Here is an 18,756-nt window from a genome sequence, read left to right as displayed (position 1 = left end):
CAGGGGCGCGGGGAACTGCGCGACCGGCCCCCACCGGGCCCGCACCCGGCACACAACCGTCACCCCCACCCCGTCCCCCGCGCGGCACCCCCCACTCGGCCTCCCCAACCGGCGCCAACCCCGCGGAGCTCATACGCTCGGGTCATGTCAGAGGCGTACGCGGCCCGCCGCGACCGGCTGAGAGAGCGCTGCACGGCAAGCGGCAGCGCAACCGCGCTGATCTCCCGCCCCGCCAACGTCCGCTACCTCGCGGGCGTGGCCCCCCACGGCGCCGTACTCCTGCTGGGGAAGACCGAGGACCTGCTCGTGTACGGCGGTTCCCCCGAAGCCCCGCTCGACGAGGGCAGGCCGGACGAGGCCCTCCGGATGCACACGCTGCCGAGCCCCGGAGGCGACCCCGCCGTCGCCGCGGCGGACCTCGCCGCGGCCCAGGGCGCCGACTCCCTCGCCGTCGAGGAGCACCACCTGACCGTGACCCGGCACCGGGCGATCGGCTCGGTGGCGCCCCGGCTCCGCCTGGGCGACCTCGGCGCGGCCGTCGAGCAGCTGCGTGTGATCAAGGACGAGGAGGAGATCTCCTGCCTGCGCATCGGCGCGGAGATCGTCGACCAGGCGCTGAGCGAGCTCCTGGAGTCCATCCTCGTCGGCCGCACCGAACGCCATCTCGCCCTGGAACTCGAACGCCGTCTGGTCGACCACGGCGCCGACGGCCCGGCCTTCACGACCTCGGTCGGCACGGGGCCGAACTCCGGGCACCGCGGCCACCGGCCCACCGATCGCCGGGTCGAAGAAGGAGATTTCCTCTCCGTCTGCCTCGGTGCGACCTACCGCGGCTACCGCTGCGAGATCGGCCGCACCTTCGTGATCGGGACCTCGCCCGCCGACTGGCAGATCGAGCTGTACGACCTCGTCTTCGCATCCCAGCGCGCCGGCCGCGAGGCCCTCGTACCCGGTGCCGCCTACCGTGACGTGGACCGTGCGGCCCGCCAGATTCTCGACTCGGCGGGGTATGCGGACGGCCTTCCTCCGCTGACCGGGCACGGTGTGGGGCTCGAAATCGACGAGGACCCGCAGCTGGCCCCCGCGGCCATGGGTAAACTGGACGCTTGCGTGCCGGTCACCGTCGAACCGGGGGTCCACATCCCGGGCCGGGGCGGTGTCCGGATCGATGACACGCTCGTCGTGCGCCCCGAGGCGGACGGCGGACCCGAGCTACTCACCATTACGACCAAGGAGCTGCTCGCGCTCTAGCTTCCCGCTGTGCGCGTGTTCCGGGGTCGTCCACGTCAGTCCAGGAGATTCCGCAACCGTGGCTTCCACGAACGACCTCAAGAACGGCCTGGTGCTCAAGCTCGAAGGCGGCCAGCTCTGGTCCGTCGTCGAGTTCCAGCACGTCAAGCCCGGCAAGGGCCCGGCCTTCGTGCGCACCAAGCTGAAGAACGTGCTTTCCGGCAAGGTCGTCGACAAGACGTTCAACGCCGGCGTCAAGGTCGAGACGGCCACTGTCGACAAGCGTGACATGCAGTTCTCGTACATGGACGGCGAGTACTTCGTCTTCATGGACATGGAGACCTACGACCAGCTCATGGTCGACCGCAAGGCCGTCGGCGACGCCGCCAACTTCCTGATCGAGGGCTTCACCGCCACCGTCGCCCAGCACGAGGGCGAGGTGCTCTTCGTCGAGCTGCCGGCCGCCGTCGAGCTGGTCATCCAGGAGACCGAGCCGGGTGTCCAGGGCGACCGCTCCACCGGCGGCACCAAGCCCGCCACCCTGGAGACCGGTTACCAGATCCAGGTCCCGCTCTTCATCACCACCGGTGAGAAGATCAAGGTCGACACCCGTTCGAGCGACTACCTCGGCCGGGTGAACAGCTAACCGTGGCTGCCCGCAATACGGCCCGCAAGCGCGCCTTCCAGATCCTCTTCGAGGGGGACCAGCGCGGCGTGGACGTCCAGACGGTCCTGGGTGACTGGATCCGGCACTCCCGGACCGACACCCGGCAGCCGCCGGTGAGCGAGTACACCATGCAGCTCGTCGAGGGCTACGCGAAGTACGCGAAGCGCATCGACGAGCTGATCTCGCAGTACGCGGTGAGCTGGACGCTCGACAGGATGCCGGTCGTCGACCGCAACATCCTGCGTCTGGGCGCCTATGAGCTGATCTGGGTCGACGAGACCCCGGATGCCGTGGTGCTCGACGAGGCCGTGCAGCTCGCCAAGGAGTTCTCCACGGATGAGTCGCCCGCGTTTGTGAACGGTCTGCTCGGCCGGTTCAAGGAGCTCAAGTCGTCGCTTCGGCGCGACGAGGTTTGAGCCTCAGGGATTCGCTCCGCGCGGTTCGATGTGAGGTGCGGGTCGCATGGGGCTGGTCGCGCAGTTCCCCGCGCCCCTTACGGGGCCGGACTCGCAGGACGTAGGAACGCCGGAGGGCCCCCAGCAGGATGCTGGGGCCCCTCCGGCGTTCACCCGTACCTCCGGCGTCCCCGACGCCCGCAGAAAGCCGCCGGGGTGGCCGGAACCGTCTGGTTCCGCCCACCCCGGCGGCACGTTCCTTCTCAGTCCTGGTGCGGGTCAGGCGTCCTCGTGGGAGACCGCGCGGCGCGCGTCGGCGTCCAGGACGCCCCAGCTGATCAGCTGCTCGGTGAGGACCGAGGGGGACTGGTCGTAGATGACGGCGAGCGTGCGCAGGTCGTCCTGGCGGATCGACAGCACCTTGCCGTTGTAGTCGCCGCGCTGGGACTGGATCGTCGCCGCGTAGCGCTGCAGGGGGCCCGCCTTTTCGGCCGGCACGTGGGCCAGCCGCTCAAGGTCGAGGACCAGCTTCGGCGGCGGCTCGGCGGCGCCGCCCGGAGTGGTGCCGGGCAGCAGTTCCTGCACCGGCACTCCATAGAAGTCCGCCAGTTCGGCGAGACGCTGCACGGTCACGGCGCGGTCGCCGCGCTCATAGGAACCGACCACGACCGCCTTCCAGCGGCCCTGGGACTTCTCCTCGACGCCGTGGAGGGAAAGGCCCTGCTGGGTGCGGATGGCGCGGAGCTTGGCCCCGAGCTGTTTGGCGTATTCGCTGGACATATAGCTCCCCGGCACTGTGTCGACGTGCGGCTCGGCCGCGCGGCTGGTGACTCACTGTGAGGTTACGCAGCGTGACTCTGCCTCGTCAAGCCGAATGGTCCGGACCGACCCTTCCGTGGGAGCCCGGTACGGCTGGTGCCAAGGGGGTGATCAGGGGCGTTGCCGGGCTGGTACCGTGGATGGCGCAATTCCGACGTCCTTTAATGATCCGTCCCGTGAGGCGGAGAAGGAGGTCCGTTTCGTATGGACTCAGAGCAGGACAAGCAGCAGTACGAGGCCGGCGCACGGCCCGTTCTGGAAGCCCCCGACATCGCGCGGGTGCTGACCCGCATCGCCCACGAGATCGTCGAACGCGCCAAGGGCGCCGACGACGTGGTGCTTCTCGGCATTCCGACCAGAGGCGTCTTCCTCGCCCAGCGGCTGGCCGCCAAGCTCGAAGAGATCACCGATCGCAAGATCCCGGTCGGCTCCCTCGACATCACCATGTACCGCGACGACCTGCGCATGCATCCGCCGCGTGCACTGGCCCGTACTGACATCCCCGGTGACGGCATCGACGGCCGCCTGGTCGTCCTCGTCGACGACGTGCTCTTCTCGGGCCGCACCATCCGCGCCGCCCTCGACGCCCTGAACGACATCGGGCGCCCCCGTGCGGTCCAGCTCGCGGTCCTCGTCGACAGAGGTCACCGCGAACTCCCGATCCGCGCCGACTACGTCGGCAAGAACCTCCCCACGTCGTTGCGGGAGACGGTCAAGGTCCAGCTCGCCGAGGAGGACGGTCGCGACACCGTGCTGCTCGGTGCGAAGCGGACCGCCCGGCCCGGCGAGCAGTAGCGGCACAGAGCCCGCGTCCGCTCGTACGACCCCGAGTGCGCTTCCGCGCGCCCGCGTCCGCCCGGCTGTGCCCTTGCAAGGGGACACCTCCCGGGCCTCCGCTTCCCGACCTGAACTGCCTTACGGAGCCTGACAGATGCAGCGTCATCTCATCTCGGCCGCCGACCTCACCCGCGACGACGCCGTCCTGATCCTCGACACCGCCGAGGAGATGGCCCGGGTCGCCGACCGGCCGATCAAGAAACTGCCGACCCTGCGCGGCCGCACCGTCGTCAACCTCTTCTTCGAGGACTCCACCCGGACGAGGATCTCGTTCGAGGCCGCGGAGAAGCGTCTCTCCGCGGACGTCATCAACTTCACCGCCAAGGGGTCCAGCGTCTCCAAGGGCGAGTCCCTCAAGGACACCGCGCAGACCCTCGAAGCCATGGGCGTCGACGCCGTCGTCATCCGGCACGGCGCCTCCGGAGCCCCGTACCGGCTCGCCACCTCCGGCTGGATCGACGCCGCCGTCATCAACGCGGGCGACGGCACCCACCAGCACCCCACGCAGGCGCTGCTCGACGCCTTCACCATGCGCCGCCGGCTCGTCGGCCGGGACGCGGGCCTCGGGCAGGACCTGGCCGGCAAGCGCATCACGCTCGTCGGCGACATCCTGCACAGCCGGGTCGCCCGCTCGAACGTCGACCTGCTGCACACTCTCGGCGCCGAGGTCACCCTCGTCGCCCCGCCGACCCTGGTGCCCGTCGGCGTCGGGTCCTGGCCCTGCGAGGTCTCGTACGACCTGGACAGCACGCTCTCCAAGTCCGATGCCGTGATGCTGTTGCGCGTGCAGCGCGAGCGGATGAACGCGGCGTTCTTCCCGACCGAGCGCGAGTACTCGCGGCGCTACGGGCTCGACGGGGACCGGATGGCGAAGATGCCCGAGCACGCCATCGTGATGCACCCCGGGCCGATGGTCCGCGGCATGGAGATCACCGCCGAGGTCGCCGACTCCGAGCGCTGCACCGCCATCGAGCAGGTCGCCAACGGCGTCTCGATCCGGATGGCCGTGCTCTATCTGCTTCTCGGCGGCAACGAGCCCGCCGTCACCCACACCCGTACCGAGGAGAAGTAAGTCACATGAGCAAGATCCTTATCCGTGGTGCGAAGGTGCTCGGCGGCGAGCCGCAGGACGTCCTGATCGACGGCTCCGAGATCGCGGCCGTGGGCAGCGGCCTGTCGGCCGAGGGCGCCGAGGTCGTCGAGGCCGACGGCAAGGTGCTCCTGCCGGGGCTCGTGGACCTGCACACCCATCTGCGCGAGCCCGGCCGCGAGGACTCCGAGACCGTCCTGACCGGTACGCGCGCCGCCGCGAGCGGTGGCTACACGGCCGTCTTCGCCATGGCCAACACCTTCCCGGTCGCCGACACCGCCGGTGTCGTCGAACAGGTCTACCGGCTGGGCCAGGAGCACGGATACTGCGACGTGCAGCCCATCGGTGCCGTCACCGTCGGCCTTGAGGGCAAGAAGCTCGCCGAGCTCGGCGCGATGCACGAGTCGGCCGCGGGCGTCACCGTCTTCTCGGACGACGGCAAGTGCGTCGACGACGCCGTGATCATGCGGCGCGCGCTCGAATACGTGAAGGCCTTCGGCGGGGTCGTCGCCCAGCACGCGCAGGAGCCCCGGCTCACCGAGGGCGCCCAGATGAACGAGGGCGTCGTCTCCGCCGAGCTGGGCCTGGGCGGCTGGCCCGCGGTGGCCGAGGAATCGATCATCGCCCGGGACGTCCTGCTCGCCGAGCACGTCGGATCGCGCGTGCACATCTGCCACCTGTCGACCGCGGGATCGGTGGAGATCGTGCGCTGGGCCAAGTCCCGCGGCATCGACGTCACCGCCGAGGTCACCCCGCACCACCTCCTCCTCACCGACGAGCTGGTGCGCTCGTACAACCCCGTCTACAAGGTCAACCCGCCGCTGCGCACCGAGCGCGACGTCATGGCCCTGCGCGAGGCGCTCGCCGACGGCACGATCGACATCGTCGCCACCGACCACGCCCCGCACCCGCACGAGGACAAGGACTGCGAGTGGGCCGCGGCCGCCATGGGCATGGTGGGCCTGGAGACCGCGCTGTCCGTCGTCCAGCAGACGATGGTCGAGACCGGGCTCCTCGACTGGGCCGGGGTCGCCGACCGTATGTCGTTCAAGCCCGCCGGCATCGGCCGGGCGCAGGGCCACGGCCGTCCCGTCTCGGCAGGCGAGCCCGCCAACCTCACCCTCGTCGACACGGCATACCGTGGAGCCGTGGACCCCGCGGGCTTCGCGTCGCGCAGCCGCAACACTCCGTACGAGGGTCGCGAGCTGCCGGGCCGTGTCACGCACACGTGGCTCCGGGGCAGGGCCACGCTCGTCGACGGGAAGCTCGCGTGACATCACTCACCCCCATTGCAGCGCGGATCGCGGCGGACATCGCCGCGGAACAGAAGTCCGCGGAAGTGACCGACTGGGCCGCCCGGATCGGCTGGCTCGTCGGCCTCGTGCTGTTCATCGCGCTCGTCTACTGGCTGATGCGCGAGGGCTGGAAGTGGCGCGGCGCGCTCCAGGGCGACCTTCCCGAGCTGCCCACCGCGCCGGAAGAGCCCGGCGAGGCGAGACTGACTGTGCTTTCGATGAGTGGCCGCTACCACGGCTCCACCACCGCCGGGCAGTGGCTCGACCGCATCGTGGCGCACGGCCTGGGCACCCGCAGCCGGGCCGAGGTCACACTGACGGACGCGGGACTGGATGTCGTACGCCCCGGAGCGGCCGACTTCTTCGTGCCCGTGGCGCAACTGCGTGAAGCCCGGCTCGACAAGGGCATCGCGGGCAAGGTCCTCACCGAGGGCGGGCTCCTCGTCGTCACCTGGGAGCACGGCGACCGGCTGATCGACTCGGGCTTCCGGTCCGACCACGCGGCCGAGCACAACGAGTGGGTCGACACCCTGAACAGCATGATCAACAAGAGTGACAAGAGCGACAAGAGCGACAAGACGGAAGGCGCACGATGACGACCTCCATCCAGGGAACCGCCTCACAGAGGCGAAAGGCGGCTCCCGCCGTACTCGTCCTGGAGGACGGCCGCACCTTCCGCGGCCGCGCCTACGGGGCCGTGGGGGTGACCTTCGGCGAAGCGGTGTTCTCCACCGGCATGACCGGCTACCAGGAGACCCTCACCGACCCGTCGTACCACCGCCAGGTCGTCGTGATGACCGCCCCGCACGTCGGCAACACCGGCGTCAATGACGACGACCCCGAGTCCAAGCGCATCTGGGTCGCCGGTTACGTAGTACGGGACCCCGCGCGCGTGCCCTCCAACTGGCGCTCCCGGCGCTCGCTGGACGAGGAGCTCACCCGGCAGGGCGTCGTGGGCATCAGCGGGATCGACACCCGCGCGCTCACCCGCCACCTGCGCGAGCGCGGCGCCATGCGCGTCGGCATCTTCTCCGGCAACGCGCTGCCCGACGAGGGCACCATGCTCGCCGAGGTGCGCCAGGCCCCCGAGATGAAGGGCGCCAGCCTCTACGAGGAAGTGGCCACCAAGGAGACGTACGTCGTCCCCGCGATCGGTGAGAAGAAGTACACCGTCGCCGCCGTGGACCTCGGCATCAAGGGCATGACCCCGCACCGCATGGCCGAGCGCGGTATCGAGGTGCACGTGCTGCCCGCCACCGCGACGGTCGAGGACATCTACGCGGTCGAGCCGGACGGCGTGTTCTTCTCCAACGGTCCCGGCGACCCGGAGAAGGCCGAGCACCCGGTCTCCGTGATGCGTGCCGTGCTGGAGCGGAAGACGCCGCTCTTCGGCATCTGCTTCGGCAACCAGATCCTCGGCCGCGCCCTCGGCTTCGGCACGTACAAGCTGAAGTACGGCCACCGGGGCATCAACCAGCCCGTGCAGGACCGTACGACCGGCAAGGTCGAGGTCACCGCGCACAACCACGGCTTCGCCGTCGACGCGCCGCTCGACAAGGTCTCCGAGACCCCCTACGGGCGTGCCGAGGTCTCGCACGTCTGCCTGAACGACCAGGTCGTCGAGGGGCTGCAGCTCCTCGACCAGCCGGCGTTCAGCGTCCAGTACCACCCCGAGGCGGCGGCGGGCCCGCACGACGCGGCCTACCTGTTCGACCGCTTCGTAGAGCTCATGGAGGGCCAGCGTGCCTAAGCGCACCGATATCCAGTCCGTCCTGGTCATCGGCTCCGGCCCGATCGTCATCGGCCAGGCCGCCGAGTTCGACTACTCCGGCACCCAGGCCTGCCGCGTCCTCAAGGCCGAGGGCCTGCGGGTCATCCTCGTCAACTCCAACCCGGCGACGATCATGACCGACCCGGAGATCGCCGACGCCACGTACGTCGAGCCGATCACCCCGGAGTTCGTCGAGAAGATCATCGCCAAGGAGCGGCCGGACACCCTGCTGCCGACGCTCGGCGGCCAGACCGCCCTCAACACCGCGATCTCCATGCACGAGCAGGGTGTGCTGGAGAAGTACGGCGTCGAGCTGATCGGCGCCAACGTCGAGGCGATCAACAAGGGCGAGGACCGCGACCTCTTCAAGGACGTCGTCGAGGCCGTCCGCGAGAAGATCGGGCACGGCGAGTCCGCCCGCTCGGTCATCTGCCACTCCATGGACGACGTGCTCCAGGGCGTCGAGACGCTCGGCGGCTATCCCGTCGTCGTCCGGCCCTCCTTCACCATGGGCGGCGCCGGCTCCGGTTTCGCGCACGACGAGGAGGAGCTGCGCCGGATCGCCGGCCAGGGCCTCACGCTCTCGCCGACCACCGAGGTGCTCCTGGAGGAGTCCATCCTCGGCTGGAAGGAGTACGAGCTGGAGCTGATGCGCGACAAGAACGACAACGTCGTGGTCGTCTGTTCCATCGAGAACTTCGACCCGATGGGTGTGCACACCGGCGACTCGATCACCGTGGCGCCCGCGATGACGCTGACCGACCGCGAGTACCAGCGCCTGCGTGACATCGGCATCGCGATCATCCGTGAGGTCGGCGTCGACACCGGCGGTTGCAACATCCAGTTCGCGGTGAACCCGGACGACGGCCGCATCATCGTCATCGAGATGAACCCGCGGGTGTCGCGCTCCTCGGCCCTCGCGTCGAAAGCGACCGGCTTCCCGATCGCCAAGATCGCCGCCAAGCTGGCCGTCGGCTACACCCTCGACGAGATCCCGAACGACATCACGGAGAAGACTCCGGCGTCCTTCGAGCCCACGCTCGACTACGTGGTCGTCAAGGCCCCGCGGTTCGCCTTCGAGAAGTTCCCGTCCGCCGACTCCACGCTGACCACGACCATGAAGTCGGTCGGCGAGGCCATGGCGATCGGCCGCAACTTCACCGAGGCGCTGCAGAAGGCGCTGCGGTCGCTGGAGAAGAAGGGCAGCCAGTTCACGTTCGTCGGCGAGCCCGGCGACAAGCGTGAGCTGCTGGCCGAGGCCATCCGGCCGACCGACGGGCGCATCAACTCCGTCATGCAGGCCATCCGCGCGGGTGCCACGCCCGAGGAGGTCTTCGAGGCCACGAAGATCGACCCGTGGTTCGTGGACCAGCTGTTCCTGATCAAGGAGATCGCGGACGAGCTGGCCGCCGCCGACAAACTGGACCCGGAGCTGCTCGCCGAGGCCAAGCGCCACGGCTTCTCCGACGTCCAGATCGGCGAGATCCGCGGCCTGCGCGAGGACGTGGTGCGCGAGGTGCGGCACGCGCTCGGCGTACGCCCGGTCTACAAGACGGTCGACACCTGCGCCGCCGAGTTCGCGGCCAAGACGCCGTACTTCTACTCCTCGTACGACGAGGAGACCGAGGTCGCGCCCCGCGAGAAGCCCGCCGTGATCATCCTGGGCTCGGGCCCGAACCGTATCGGCCAGGGCATCGAGTTCGACTACTCCTGCGTCCACGCCTCCTTCGCGCTGAGCGACGCGGGCTACGAGACCGTGATGGTCAACTGCAACCCCGAGACCGTCTCCACGGACTACGACACCTCCGACCGCCTGTACTTCGAGCCGCTCACGCTCGAGGACGTGCTGGAGATCGTCCACGCCGAGACCCTCGCCGGACCGATCGTGGGCGTCATCGTCCAGCTCGGCGGACAGACCCCGCTGGGCCTCTCGCAGGCGCTCAAGGACAACGGCGTACCCGTCGTGGGCACTCCGCCCGAGGCGATCCACGCCGCCGAGGACCGCGGTGCCTTCGGCCAGGTCCTCGCGGAGGCCGGGCTGCCCGCGCCGAAGCACGGCACCGCCACGACCTTCGCCGGGGCCAAGGCCATCGCCGACGAGATCGGCTACCCCGTCCTCGTCCGGCCGTCGTACGTCCTCGGCGGGCGCGGCATGGAGATCGTGTACGACGAGACGCGGCTGGCCTCGTACATCGAGGAGTCGACCGAGATCAGCCCGTCCCGGCCGGTCCTGGTCGACCGCTTCCTGGACGACGCGATCGAGATCGACGTGGACGCGCTGTACGACGGCCACGAGCTGTACCTCGGCGGTGTCATGGAGCACATCGAGGAGGCCGGCATCCACTCCGGCGACTCGGCGTGCGCGCTGCCCCCGATCACGCTGGGCGGCTTCGACATCAAGCGCCTGCGGGCCTCGACGGAGGCCATCGCGAAGGGTGTCGGGGTCCGCGGACTCATCAACATCCAGTTCGCGATGGCGGGCGACATCCTGTACGTCCTCGAAGCCAACCCGCGTGCCTCGCGCACCGTTCCCTTCACCTCGAAGGCGACCGCGGTGCCGCTGGCGAAGGCCGCCGCCCGGATCTCGCTGGGCGCGACCGTCGCCGAACTGCGCGCAGAGGGGCTGCTTCCGGCCCACGGCGACGGCGGTGAACTGCCGCTGGACGCCCCGATCTCCGTCAAGGAGGCCGTCATGCCGTGGTCGCGGTTCCGCGACATCCACGGCCGCGGCGTCGACACGATCCTCGGCCCGGAGATGCGCTCCACCGGCGAGGTCATGGGCATCGACTCGGTGTTCGGCACGGCGTACGCCAAGTCCCAGGCGGGCGCGTACGGTCCGCTGCCGACCAAGGGCCGCGCCTTCATCTCGGTCGCCAACCGCGACAAGCGCTCGATGATCTTCCCGGCGCGCGAACTGGTCGCCCACGGCTTCGAACTGCTCGCCACCTCCGGCACGGCCGAGGTGCTCAAGCGCAACGGCATCAACGCCACCGTCGTCCGCAAGCAGTCCGAGGGCGAGGGCCCGAACGGCGAGAAGACGATCGTCCAGCTCATCCACGAGGGCGAGGTCGACCTCATCGTCAACACGCCGTACGGGACCGGTGGCCGCCTCGACGGCTACGACATCCGTACGGCCGCGGTGGCCCGTTCCGTGCCCTGCCTGACGACGGTCCAGGCGCTCGCCGCCGCCGTCCAGGGCATCGACGCGCTCAACCACGGTGACGTGGGCGTGCGTTCGCTCCAGGAACACGCCCAACACCTGACCGCGGCCCGCGACTAGCAGCCCTGAGGGGGACACCGGAAACGGTGTCCCCCTCTTCATGAGCCTTCTTCATGAGGCTCTTCGTGAGGACACTGATCATGTACAAGCTCTTCTTCAACCTGGTCTTCAAACGGATGGACCCGGAGCAGGCTCATTACCTCGCCTTCCGCTGGATCCGGCTCGCCGTCCGTGTCCCCGTCCTGCGGACCTTCGTCGCCGCCGTGCTCGCACCCCGTCACAAGGAGCTGCGGACCGAGGCGTTCGGGCTGCGGATGCACGGGCCTTTCGGGCTCGCGGCGGGCTTCGACAAGAACGCGGTCGCCATCGACGGGATGTCGATGCTCGGCTTCGACCACATCGAGATCGGCACGGTCACGGGGGAGGCGCAGCCCGGCAATCCGAAGAAGCGCCTGTTCCGCCTTGTGCCGGACCGCGCGCTGATCAACCGCATGGGGTTCAACAACGAGGGCTCCGAGGCCGTGGCAGGCCGCCTGGCGGCCCGTACGCCCGTCTTCAGGACCGTCGTGGGCGTCAACATCGGCAAGACCAAGGTGGTTCCGGAGGCCGAGGCCGCCGCCGACTACGTGAAGTCCACCGAACGGCTGGCCGCGTACGCCGACTATCTCGTCGTCAACGTCAGCTCGCCGAACACGCCCGGGCTGCGCAACCTCCAGGCCACGGAGTCGCTGCGGCCGCTGCTGACCGCAGTCCGTGAGGCCGCCGACCGGACGGTGACCACGCGCCGGGTTCCGCTGCTGGTGAAGATCGCGCCCGATCTCGCCGACGAGGACGTCGACGCCGTCGCGGACCTCGCCGTCGAACTCGGCCTGGACGGGATCATCGCCACGAACACCACCATCGCGCGCGAGGGGCTCGGTTTGAAGTCCGAACCCGCCCTGGTCGGAGAGACCGGCGGACTCTCGGGCGCCCCGCTGAAGGCACGCTCCCTGGAGGTGCTGCGACGCCTCTACGCGCGCGTGGGGGACCGGATCACCCTCGTGGGCGTCGGCGGCATCGAGAACGCCGAGGACGCCTGGCAGCGGATCCTGGCGGGCGCCACGCTCGTCCAGGGTTACAGCGCCTTCGTCTACGAGGGCCCCTTCTGGGGCCGCGCCATCCACAAGGGCCTCGCCGCCCGCCTGCGCACCAGCCCGCATGCCACTCTCGCCGACGCGGTCGGCGCCGACGTGAGGAAGACGACGGTATGACTGAGCCCTTCGGATCGCGGCTGCGCCGCGCCATGGACGAGCGCGGGCCCCTGTGCGTCGGGATCGACCCGCACGCCTCCCTGCTCGCCGACTGGGGTCTGAACGACGACATCGCCGGTCTGGAGCGCTTCAGCCGCACCGTCGTCGAGGCGCTGGCCGACCGGGTCGCCGTGCTCAAGCCCCAGAGCGCGTTCTTCGAGCGCTTCGGTTCGCGCGGCATCGCCGTACTGGAGAAGTCGGTCGAGGAGGCGCGCCAGGCAGGCGCGCTGGTCGTCATGGACGCCAAGCGCGGCGACATCGGCTCGACCATGGCGGCCTACGCCTCCGCCTTCCTGGAGAAGGGCTCCCCGCTCTTCTCCGACGCGCTCACCGTCTCGCCGTACCTCGGCTACGGGTCGCTGAAGCCGGCGGTCGACCTCGCGCGGGAGAGCGGATCGGGACTGTTCGTGCTCGCGCTGACCTCCAACCCGGAGGGCGGCGAGGTGCAGCACGCGGTACGCCCCGAGGACACGGCCCTCCGCAATGTGGGCGCGACGATGCTGGCCCATCTCGCCGAGGAGAACGCGGGGGAGACCCCGATGGGCTCCTTCGGGGCGGTCGTCGGTGCCACGCTCGGCGATCTGTCCTCGTACGACCTCGACATCAACGGCCCGCTCCTCGCACCCGGAATCGGTGCCCAGGGGGCCACGCCGGCGGATCTGCCGGGCGTGTTCGGCGCGGCGGTGCACCAGGTGGTCCCGAATGTCAGCCGGGGTGTTCTGCGTCACGGTCCCGACATCGGCTCGCTACGCGCGTCATCGGACCTCTTCGCCGAGCAGATCAGGGCGGCCGTGGCGTCTGCCTAGCGGTTTTCGTGGGCGTCCTTCAGGCGTCCCGAGTCTGAATACATCCTCAAATCCGGGGCATTTTGTCTGGAATGTCGGACTCGATGGAGGCTGACCAGGACTTTTCCGCTGTTCTCGCTGACTCCGGCGGACTTGCCCGCTAGTCTCCGACGCAGAGTGAACGGGCAAGAGCGTTGCTCGTTGCTCCCCAGGTGTGGGGCGACTAGGTTCCTCACCGGTCCGTATCCGACAGTTCGACATCCGAGGTGACGTAGGCGTGGCTCTTCCGCCCCTTACCCCTGAACAGCGCGCAGCCGCGCTCGAAAAGGCCGCCGCGGCTCGCCGGGAGCGGGCCGAGGTCAAGAATCGACTCAAGCACTCCGGCGCCTCCCTTCACGAGGTCATCAAGCAGGGCCAGGAGAACGACGTCATCGGCAAGATGAAGGTCTCCGCCCTCCTGGAGTCCCTGCCGGGCGTGGGCAAGGTCCGCGCCAAGCAGATCATGGAGCGACTTGGCATCTCCGAGAGCCGCCGTGTGCGCGGTCTCGGCTCCAATCAGATCGCGTCTCTTGAGCGCGAGTTCGGCGGCGGTGCTGCCTGACGTTCTCGGGCACCCCTGAGAACCTGGATAATCGCCGCATGGCTGCAACACCCCGGGGGACGACCCCCGTACCCCCGGACGTACGTCCGCGGCTGACCGTGCTCTCCGGCCCCTCCGGGGTCGGCAAGAGCACGGTCGTCGCCCATATGCGCAAGGAACACCCCGAGGTCTGGCTCTCGGTGTCGGCGACGACCCGCAGGCCGCGCCCCGGGGAGAAGCACGGTGTCCACTACTTCTTCGTCAGCGACGAGGAGATGGACAAGCTGATCGCCAACGGCGAACTGCTCGAATGGGCGGAGTTCGCGGGCAACCGCTACGGGACACCGCGCAAGGCCGTGCTCGAACGGCTGGAGTCGGGCGAGTCGGTCCTCCTGGAGATCGATCTCCAGGGAGCCCGGCAGGTCCGTGAGTCCATGTCGGACGCTCTGCTGGTGTTCCTGGCTCCTCCCTCCTGGGAGGAACTCGTGCGCAGACTCACCGGGCGGGGCACCGAGCCGCCCGAGGTCATCGAGCGCCGGCTGGAGGCCGCCAAGATCGAACTGGCGGCCGAGCCGGAGTTCGACGTCACCCTGGTCAACACCTCCGTCGAGGACGTGGCGCGTGAGCTGCTAGCCTTGATGGAAGTTGTGTGATCGTTTTCGATCCCATCCCACCTTTCGGAAGGCAGAGCGTGTCCTCTTCCATCTCCACGCCCGAGGGCATCATCAACCCTCCGATCGACGAGCTCCTCGAAGCCACCGACTCCAAGTACAGCCTGGTGATCTACGCGGCCAAGCGGGCCCGTCAGATCAACGCGTACTACTCGCAGCTCGGTGAGGGCCTTCTTGAGTACGTCGGTCCGCTCGTCGACACCCACGTCCACGAGAAGCCGCTCTCGATCGCCCTGCGCGAGATCAACGCGGGTCTCCTGACGTCGGAGGCCGTCGAAGGCCCGGCGCAGTAATATTTTCGGCTTGCAGTTTGCTTTTCCACAGGTCCGGCAGCGCGACTGCCGGACCTGTGGTGTGTGATGGGGGCGTACGTTTTCCGAGGTCTGGGGAGAGACGTGGACAAGCCGAAGGTCGTGCTGGGGGTCAGCGGTGGCATCGCCGCGTACAAGGCCTGTGAGCTGCTGCGGAGGCTGACCGAGTCGGGGCACGACGTGCGGGTCGTTCCGACCGAGTCCGCGCTGCACTTCGTCGGCGCCGCGACCTGGTCCGCGCTCTCCGGCCACCCCGTCTCCACCGAGGTCTGGTCGGACGTCCACGAGGTCCCGCACGTCCGCATCGGTCAGGGCGCCGACCTGGTCGTCGTCGCCCCCGCCACCGCGGACATGCTCGCGAAGGCCGCCCACGGCCTCGCCGACGACCTGCTGACGAACACGCTGCTCACCGCCCGGTGCCCGGTGGTCTTCGCCCCCGCCATGCACACCGAGATGTGGGAGCACCCGGCCACCCAGGAGAACGTGGCGACGCTGCGCCGCCGTGGCGCCGTCGTCATCGACCCCGCGGTGGGGCGCCTGACCGGTGTGGACACGGGCAAGGGGCGGCTGCCCGAGCCGTCGGAGATCTTCGAGGTCTGCCGCAGGGTGCTCGCGCGCGGTGTGGCCGAGCCCGACCTCGCCGGCCGGCACGTCGTGGTCAGCGCCGGCGGCACGCGCGAGCCGCTCGACCCGGTCCGCTTCCTCGGGAACCGCTCCTCCGGGAAGCAGGGGTACGCCCTCGCGCGCACCGCAGCCGCCCGGGGCGCCCGGGTCACACTGATCGCCGCGAACACCGGCATGCCGGACCCGGCCGGTGTCGACGTCGTACAGGTAGGGACCGCCGTGCAGTTGCGTGAGGCCGTGCTCAAGGCCGCGCCGGACGCCGACGCCGTGGTGATGGCGGCGGCGGTCGCGGACTTCAGGCCAGCTGCATACGCGGCCGGAAAGATCAAGAAGAAGGACGGAGAGGAACCGGAGCCGATCGTTCTGGTCCGTAATCCGGACATCCTCGCGGAGATCTCGGCGGACCGTGCCCGCCCGGGCCAGGTGATCGTCGGTTTCGCCGCCGAGACGGACGAGGTCCTGGCCAACGGCCGCACGAAACTTCGGCGAAAGGGCTGCGACCTTCTCGTGGTGAACGAGGTCGGCGAGCGCAAGACCTTCGGCTCCGAGGAGAACGAGGCGGTGGTGCTGGGTGCCGACGGAAGCGAGACCGCGGTGCCGTACGGGCCCAAGGAAGCCCTGGCCGAGACCGTGTGGGATCTCGTGGCGCGTCGCATCGGGTGAATGTCTCATTCGCTTCAACAGACCCGCTGGAACCGTCGGATCAGGGTGTGGGAGCCTGGCGCAGAAGGTTCGTCGTGTCGCAGAATGCCCGTGCCGCAGGTCACAGCGCTTCCGAGAAGCGAGACAGTAGCCCGGCGGCAGAGCGCGACCGATAAACTGTTCTCGGACGACGTCGGGCGCAGCCCCCGGGCGTCCGCCAATGATCAGCCAGCAGCCGCTGCAACCTCAGGGAGCGTTGTGTCCCGTCGCCTGTTCACCTCGGAGTCTGTGACCGAGGGTCACCCCGACAAGATCGCTGACCAGATCAGTGACACCATTCTCGACGCGCTTCTGCGCGAGGACCCGCATTCCCGGGTCGCCGTGGAGACGCTGATCACCACCGGCCTGGTGCACGTGGCCGGAGAGGTCACCACCAAGGCCTACGCGCCGATCGCGCAACTCGTGCGCGACAAGATCCTCGAGATCGGCTACGACTCCTCGAAGAAGGGCTTCGACGGCGCGTCCTGTGGCGTTTCGGTGTCCATCGGCTCGCAGTCGCCCGACATCGCGCAGGGCGTCGGCACGGCGTACGAGAAGCGGGTCGGGGGTGCCGCCGCAGGTGAAGAAGGGGACGAGCTCGACAAGCAGGGTGCGGGCGACCAGGGCCTGATGTTCGGCTACGCGACGGACGAGACGCCGGCACTGATGCCGCTCCCGATCCACCTCGCGCACCGCCTGTCGCGCCGCCTCTCCGAGGTCCGCAAGAACGGGACGATCCCGTACCTGCGCCCGGACGGCAAGACCCAGGTCACCATCGAGTACGACGGCGACAAGGCGGTCCGTCTGGACACGGTCGTCGTCTCCTCGCAGCACGCGTCGGACATCGACCTGGACTCCCTCCTGGCCCCCGACATCCGCGAGTTCGTGGTCGAGCCTGAGCTGAAGGCCCTCCTGGACGACGGCATCAAGTTGGAGACCGAGGGCTACCGCCTGCTGGTCAACCCGACCGGCCGCTTCGAGATCGGCGGCCCGATGGGCGACGCCGGCCTCACCGGCCGCAAGATCATCATCGACACCTACGGCGGCATGGCCCGCCACGGTGGCGGCGCCTTCTCGGGCAAGGACCCGTCCAAGGTCGACCGCTCCGCCGCGTACGCCATGCGCTGGGTCGCGAAGAACGTCGTCGCCGCGGGCCTCGCCACCCGCTGCGAGGTCCAGGTCGCCTACGCCATCGGCAAGGCCGAGCCCGTCGGCCTCTTCGTCGAGACCTTCGGCACCGCCAAGATCGACGCCGAGAAGATCGAGACGGCCATCACCGAGGTCTTCGACCTCCGCCCCGCCGCGATCATCCGCGACCTGGACCTGCTCCGCCCGATCTACGCCCAGACCGCCGCGTACGGCCACTTCGGCCGTGAGCTGCCCGAGTTCACCTGGGAGAAGACGGACCGGGTGGACGCACTGCGGAAGGCCGCGGGGCTCTAGGTCCTGCTGCTTTTCGGCCAGCTGTTTCGGCGAGGCCCGGTGCCCCCTCAGGGGCGCCGGGCCTCGCCGCTGTCCGCCCGTCGGATTCCGCGGGCAGACGGCTGGGCCGACAAATGGTTGGCACGGCCGTCGTCGGACTTCGTACGCTGGCGGCCCTCCCGGTGCGCAGGCCGCGGTTACTTCGGTGGAGTGCGCCGAGTGCGTGCGGTGAATCTGGTTCATGTACCGCTGCCGTTCTGAACTCGGGAGGAGCTGACGTCGTCGCGCCCGGTGCGATGGTTGCGGATACTTCCGGGTTATCCCCTCGCAGGTTCGAATCCTGCTGCCGGTCCTGGACCGGTATGGCCGAGTGGCCCATGGCAGAAACGCCCCAGGGGCGTTCGCGATCCGCGGCCGGCCTGATCTCGGGCGCGCGGCGGTGTCAGTGCGGTCTGGTAGGAATGTTGCTGTGAGCAGCACGGATGGGCGTGGTGAAGGTGGGGCCGAGGGTGCCCCGCCCGAGCAGCTTGCGTTGATTCGGGATGCCGTGCGGAAGGCGCCGCGGGCCAAGCCGCGGACCTGGCGGGGGGCCGCGGTCGCCAAGGAGCTGCCCGTGGCGCGGGTGCTCGTCGACAAGGGCGTGCTGCATCTCGACCGGTACTTCGACTATGCCGTGCCCGAAGAGCTTGATGCCGACGCCCAGCCGGGGGTGCGGGTGCGGGTGCGGTTCGGGGCCGGGCGGCATCGGGTGCGGGAGGGGCGGCGTGAGGGTGGCGGGCTGATCGACGGGTTCCTGATCGAGCGGCTGGCCGAGTCCGACTACTCCGGGCCGCTGGCCGCGCTCGCTCAAGTCGTCTCGCCCGAGCCCGTGTTGAGCGAGGAGTTGCTGGGGCTCGCCCGGGCCGTCGCCGATCGGTACGCGGGGAGTCTGGCCGATGTGCTGCAGCTGGCCGTGCCGCCGCGCAACGCGAGAGCCGAGCAGAAGCCGTCGCCCGAGCCGTTGCCGGTTCCCGAGGCGCCCGGGGTGGGGTCCTGGGCCCGGTACTCGCGGGGGGCCGCCTTCGTCGAG

General features: G+C 69.5%; 17 protein-coding genes and 1 pseudogene. 17 read left to right on the top strand and 1 reads right to left on the bottom strand.

The genetic code is table 11. From position 1 onward, the window contains the following. The first annotated feature begins 144 nt into the window (after window positions 1–144). Genes O3Q52_RS27755 through nusB form a run of 3 tightly spaced genes read left to right on the top strand, consistent with a single transcriptional unit; the run spans window position 145 to window position 2,313 of the window. A complete protein-coding gene (locus O3Q52_RS27755) occupies window positions 145–1,251 on the top strand; it encodes an aminopeptidase P family protein (RefSeq protein ID WP_269651445.1) in 1,107 nt (368 codons plus the stop codon). 58 nt (window positions 1,252–1,309) lie between these two features. After that, window positions 1,310–1,876, top strand: a complete 567-nt coding sequence (efp, locus tag O3Q52_RS27750; RefSeq protein ID WP_055613844.1) for an elongation factor P — start codon at window positions 1,310–1,312, stop codon at window positions 1,874–1,876. Between the two features lie 2 nt (window positions 1,877–1,878). Further along, entirely contained in the window at window positions 1,879–2,313 is a 435-nt protein-coding gene (nusB, locus tag O3Q52_RS27745) for a transcription antitermination factor NusB (RefSeq protein WP_143635383.1), read from the top strand. Between the two features lie 258 nt (window positions 2,314–2,571). Here nusB and bldD read toward each other — a convergent pair whose 3' ends face one another. Next, window positions 2,572–3,072: a transcriptional regulator BldD gene (bldD, locus tag O3Q52_RS27740; protein WP_027751102.1), complete on the bottom strand. Its 501-nt coding sequence runs from the start codon at window positions 3,070–3,072 to the stop codon at window positions 2,572–2,574. Between the two features lie 243 nt (window positions 3,073–3,315). On the opposite strand from bldD, the gene pyrR reads away from it, so the two are divergent. The 14 genes and pseudogenes from pyrR to O3Q52_RS27670 all read left to right on the top strand — a co-directional run. Next, a complete protein-coding gene (gene pyrR, locus O3Q52_RS27735; protein ID WP_189839872.1) occupies window positions 3,316–3,906 on the top strand; it encodes a bifunctional pyr operon transcriptional regulator/uracil phosphoribosyltransferase PyrR in 591 nt (196 codons plus the stop codon). Between the two features lie 136 nt (window positions 3,907–4,042). Next, window positions 4,043–5,020, top strand: coding sequence for an aspartate carbamoyltransferase catalytic subunit (locus O3Q52_RS27730; RefSeq protein ID WP_189839871.1), 978 nt, complete (start codon window positions 4,043–4,045; stop codon window positions 5,018–5,020). A gap of 5 nt (window positions 5,021–5,025) precedes the next feature. Further along, the gene (locus O3Q52_RS27725; RefSeq protein WP_189839870.1) at window positions 5,026–6,312 is read left to right on the top strand and encodes a dihydroorotase; all 1,287 of its coding nucleotides are present in this window, start codon (window positions 5,026–5,028) and stop codon (window positions 6,310–6,312) included. Continuing rightward, entirely contained in the window at window positions 6,309–6,929 is a 621-nt protein-coding gene (locus O3Q52_RS27720) for a hypothetical protein (RefSeq protein ID WP_269651444.1), read from the top strand. Before O3Q52_RS27725 ends, O3Q52_RS27720 begins: the two co-directional genes overlap by 4 nt. Further along, window positions 6,926–8,083: a glutamine-hydrolyzing carbamoyl-phosphate synthase small subunit gene (gene carA, locus O3Q52_RS27715; RefSeq protein ID WP_269651443.1), complete on the top strand. Its 1,158-nt coding sequence runs from the start codon at window positions 6,926–6,928 to the stop codon at window positions 8,081–8,083. The genes O3Q52_RS27720 and carA overlap by 4 nt, the downstream gene beginning before the upstream one ends. After that, window positions 8,076–11,384, top strand: coding sequence for a carbamoyl-phosphate synthase large subunit (gene carB, locus O3Q52_RS27710; protein WP_269651442.1), 3,309 nt, complete (start codon window positions 8,076–8,078; stop codon window positions 11,382–11,384). The genes carA and carB overlap by 8 nt, the downstream gene beginning before the upstream one ends. An 80-nt stretch (window positions 11,385–11,464) precedes the next feature. Then, entirely contained in the window at window positions 11,465–12,574 is a 1,110-nt protein-coding gene (locus tag O3Q52_RS27705) for a quinone-dependent dihydroorotate dehydrogenase (RefSeq protein ID WP_269651446.1), read from the top strand. After that, entirely contained in the window at window positions 12,571–13,419 is an 849-nt protein-coding gene (gene pyrF, locus O3Q52_RS27700) for an orotidine-5'-phosphate decarboxylase (protein WP_269651441.1), read from the top strand. Before O3Q52_RS27705 ends, pyrF begins: the two co-directional genes overlap by 4 nt. A gap of 256 nt (window positions 13,420–13,675) precedes the next feature. Beyond that, on the top strand, window positions 13,676–13,999 hold the full coding sequence (locus tag O3Q52_RS27695; RefSeq protein WP_005319887.1) for an integration host factor: 324 nt from the start codon (window positions 13,676–13,678) through the stop codon (window positions 13,997–13,999). A gap of 38 nt (window positions 14,000–14,037) precedes the next feature. Then, entirely contained in the window at window positions 14,038–14,631 is a 594-nt protein-coding gene (gene gmk, locus O3Q52_RS27690; RefSeq protein ID WP_269651440.1) for a guanylate kinase, read from the top strand. 38 nt (window positions 14,632–14,669) lie between these two features. Further along, entirely contained in the window at window positions 14,670–14,942 is a 273-nt protein-coding gene (gene rpoZ, locus O3Q52_RS27685) for a DNA-directed RNA polymerase subunit omega (protein ID WP_006382157.1), read from the top strand. A gap of 102 nt (window positions 14,943–15,044) precedes the next feature. Beyond that, complete coding sequence (coaBC, locus tag O3Q52_RS27680; RefSeq protein WP_269651439.1) at window positions 15,045–16,247, top strand: bifunctional phosphopantothenoylcysteine decarboxylase/phosphopantothenate--cysteine ligase CoaBC; 1,203 nt, start codon at window positions 15,045–15,047, stop codon at window positions 16,245–16,247. Between the two features lie 237 nt (window positions 16,248–16,484). Next, on the top strand, window positions 16,485–17,708 hold the full coding sequence (gene metK, locus O3Q52_RS27675) for a methionine adenosyltransferase (RefSeq protein WP_269651438.1): 1,224 nt from the start codon (window positions 16,485–16,487) through the stop codon (window positions 17,706–17,708). A 448-nt stretch (window positions 17,709–18,156) separates the two neighbouring features. Next, a pseudogene (locus O3Q52_RS27670) lies at window positions 18,157–18,756 on the top strand (primosome assembly protein PriA); the annotation flags it as partial.

It is taken from the genome of Streptomyces sp. ActVer (genome assembly GCF_027270795.1).
Classification (GTDB): domain Bacteria; phylum Actinomycetota; class Actinomycetes; order Streptomycetales; family Streptomycetaceae; genus Streptomyces; species Streptomyces umbrinus_A.
Note: the sequence above shows the minus strand (reverse complement) of the source record. Positions and strands in the feature narration are given on the sequence as shown.

Coding starts and splice junctions, on each gene's coding strand:
- O3Q52_RS27755 (WP_269651445.1), top strand. CDS start 145: ATGTCAGAGGCGTACGCGGCCCGCCGCGACCGGCTGAGAGAGCGCTGC.
- O3Q52_RS27725 (WP_189839870.1), top strand. CDS start 5,026: ATGAGCAAGATCCTTATCCGTGGTGCGAAGGTGCTCGGCGGCGAGCCG.
- O3Q52_RS27705 (WP_269651446.1), top strand. CDS start 11,465: ATGTACAAGCTCTTCTTCAACCTGGTCTTCAAACGGATGGACCCGGAG.
- bldD (WP_027751102.1), bottom strand. CDS start 3,072: ATGTCCAGCGAATACGCCAAACAGCTCGGGGCCAAGCTCCGCGCCATC.
- pyrF (WP_269651441.1), top strand. CDS start 12,571: ATGACTGAGCCCTTCGGATCGCGGCTGCGCCGCGCCATGGACGAGCGC.
- pyrR (WP_189839872.1), top strand. CDS start 3,316: ATGGACTCAGAGCAGGACAAGCAGCAGTACGAGGCCGGCGCACGGCCC.
- gmk (WP_269651440.1), top strand. CDS start 14,038: ATGGCTGCAACACCCCGGGGGACGACCCCCGTACCCCCGGACGTACGT.
- O3Q52_RS27730 (WP_189839871.1), top strand. CDS start 4,043: ATGCAGCGTCATCTCATCTCGGCCGCCGACCTCACCCGCGACGACGCC.
- carA (WP_269651443.1), top strand. CDS start 6,926: ATGACGACCTCCATCCAGGGAACCGCCTCACAGAGGCGAAAGGCGGCT.